Annotated in this window: 3 protein-coding genes; all 3 read left to right on the top strand. The window is 48.0% G+C overall.

Annotation, left to right across the window (positions count from 1 at the left end):
• Positions 1–241 precede the first annotated feature (241 nt).
• The gene (locus tag WBV27_RS04890; protein ID WP_424199937.1) at positions 242–1,171 is read left to right on the top strand and encodes a sugar phosphate isomerase/epimerase family protein; all 930 of its coding nucleotides are present in this window, start codon (positions 242–244) and stop codon (positions 1,169–1,171) included.
• Positions 1,172–1,183: 12 nt separating this feature from the next.
• Positions 1,184–1,573, top strand: coding sequence for a C-glycoside deglycosidase beta subunit domain-containing protein (locus tag WBV27_RS04885; RefSeq protein ID WP_106449666.1), 390 nt, complete (start codon positions 1,184–1,186; stop codon positions 1,571–1,573).
• Positions 1,574–1,620: 47 nt separating this feature from the next.
• On the top strand, positions 1,621–2,465 hold an 845-nt coding region (locus WBV27_RS04880), incomplete at its 3' end, for a Gfo/Idh/MocA family protein (RefSeq protein WP_424199935.1).

Here is a 2,465-nt window from a genome sequence, read left to right as displayed (position 1 = left end):
CAGGATATCACGATATTGAAATCGATCACAGATTCAGTTCGTCATATATGCCCCCTAATATGGACGAAGTACTGAGTTATGGGAATCATAAAAGGAAATTGCTGTTAGTTTCGTAATGATCCGTCGACCACTAACCACTAACAACTAGGAGGAAATAATAATGGCAAGAATTAAAACTGCTGTCAGTCTTTACAGCCTGCAGGACGAATATCTGAACAAAAGAATGAACTAGGAAGACCTGATGAACTTACTGAAAGATCTTAACGTTGAAGGAGTGGAAATGTTGCCGGATCAGATGATCAAAAATGCGCCGCATCCATCCCAGGACGAAGTTGATCACTGGCACGCGCTGCTTGACCAAACCGGCGTGAAACCGGTCATTGCCGATGTCTTCTTGAACTCCAACCTCTACAATAACCGCATGCTGACGAAAAAAGAATGCATCGATTTGCTGATCCAAGAAATCAAGCAGGCAAACCGTTTGGGCATGAAAATGATCCGCTTGGTTTCGATGGTACCATACTGGGTCTGCGAACCGTTGCTGCCTTACTGCAAAGAGTACGACGTTACCATTGCCCTGGAAATCCATGCAGGGATGGCTTTCGATGGCCCAGAAACGCTTGCGTTCATCGAAGAGATGAAACGTCTGGATTCTCCTTACATCGGACTGGTCATCGACACCGGGATCTTCTGCAGCAGATTCCCACGCGTCGTCCGTGCCTATGAGGTCAACAATGGCGCCAGCCCGGAAATGTTCGATTACCTGGATAGCTTGTTCGAAAAGGGTACGGATCTGCACCGCGTCGTCAAAGAGAACGGCGGCACTTATCCGGATGATTTCAAACAAGTCATCAAAACCAAAGAGGACCACATGTTTGCGCCGCTGTGCGATGGCTATGAAAACTATCCATTCTCAGTGATGGATGAATACATGCCGTACATCAAGCATTTCCATATCAAAATGTTCGAAATGACTCCTGAGGGACCGGAATACTCGATGGATTACAAAGGCTTACTGGAATATCTCCATGAGCACCAGTACGATGGCTATGTAGCGACTGAATACGAAGGCAACCGCTTCATCTTACCTGGTGAGCCGATGCAGGAAATCCAGCAAGTCATCGCCAACCAGCAATATCTGCAAGCTTGTTTGAAAGAAATCCAAGGGTAGGGGGAAGAAAAGATGTTTGATAATAATGTATTCAAAAAAGATACCTGCAAAAATATCGTAGAAAACGGCACGACAATCGGTTACGGACTGCAGACACTGATCACTTACTACCGTGGGATTCCTTTGTCGATGGTAGAATTCGTAAAAGTCGCTGTCGATGGCGTAGAGGAAGAACCAACCGCAATCCAGATTTCGATCGATGAGGAAGATTGGTTCACTCTGAAGGAAGCTGCGACAGTCTCTTCCTACAAATGGGAATACGGCGAACCCCTGCATATCCGCGTGATGAAAGAGGGCGGATTGGCGAAAGGCAACCATGATGTGGCTTTGACAATCGCCACAAGAACGGCCTATATCCCGGTGCCGTTGGTCGGAATGAAAGAGCGCACAGTCACGATATAAGCAAAATACAGGATCGTTGAAGATCATGAAAGATAGGGGCAATAGATATGTTGAAATTTGGCATCATCGGTTTCGGGTTCATGGGTCAAACCCATGCCGAAACCATCAATAAATTTGATTTCGCGGAATTGATCGCAGTCTGCGACATCAACAAGGATCAACTCGGACATGCAGCGGAAGGTGTCGAAACGCACCTGATGGCGGATGAGCTGTTGGCGAACGACGAAATCAACACAGTCATCATCGCGGTACCGAACCATCTGCACCTGGAAATGGTCAAAAAAGCTGCGCAAGCAGGAAAAGACATCATCGTGGAGAAACCGGCCGCGATGAATGCGGAAGAATTCAAGGAAATGATGGCCGTAACGGAAGCCGCCAAAGTACGCTTCACGGTCCATCACCAGCGCCGTTGGGACAAAGACTACCGCCTGATCAAGGAAGTGGTCGACAGCGGTACGCTCGGAGATGTCTACACAATCAAGAATGCTTTGTACGGCTTCAACGGCAATATGCACGATTGGCATATTTATCCGGAGTTCGGTGGCGGCATGCTCTATGATTGGGGCGTGCATCTGCTGGATCAGATGCTTTGGATGATTCCCGGGAAGTTGACGACTGTATATGCAGATGTCCGCAATGTGATCAACAAAGAAGTCGATGATTACTTCAATATCCAGCTGCATTTTGACAGCGGCATCAGCGGGCAAGTCGAGCTGGGCACTTATTTCCTGACCGATAAGGAAACCTGGTTCGAACGCCACTGGTTTGTCGGAGGCAACAAAGGCAGCGCTTATGTCGATGGATTCCATCCGGAAGGCAAAATCGTCCGGACATCAGAGTTGCTGAAGAACGTTCCCGGAAAAATCACAATGACCGCTGCCGGCCCGACCCG

The organism is Trichococcus sp. (genome assembly GCF_049589555.1).
Lineage (GTDB): Bacteria > Bacillota > Bacilli > Lactobacillales > Aerococcaceae > Trichococcus.
This window is presented reverse-complemented; position numbering and strand designations above follow the sequence as displayed.

Bases quoted from the DNA above. Each gene is read 5' to 3' on its own strand.
- WBV27_RS04890 (WP_424199937.1), top strand. From the start codon at position 242: ATGAACTTACTGAAAGATCTTAACGTTGAAGGAGTGGAAATGTTGCCG.
- WBV27_RS04885 (WP_106449666.1), top strand. From the start codon at position 1,184: ATGTTTGATAATAATGTATTCAAAAAAGATACCTGCAAAAATATCGTA.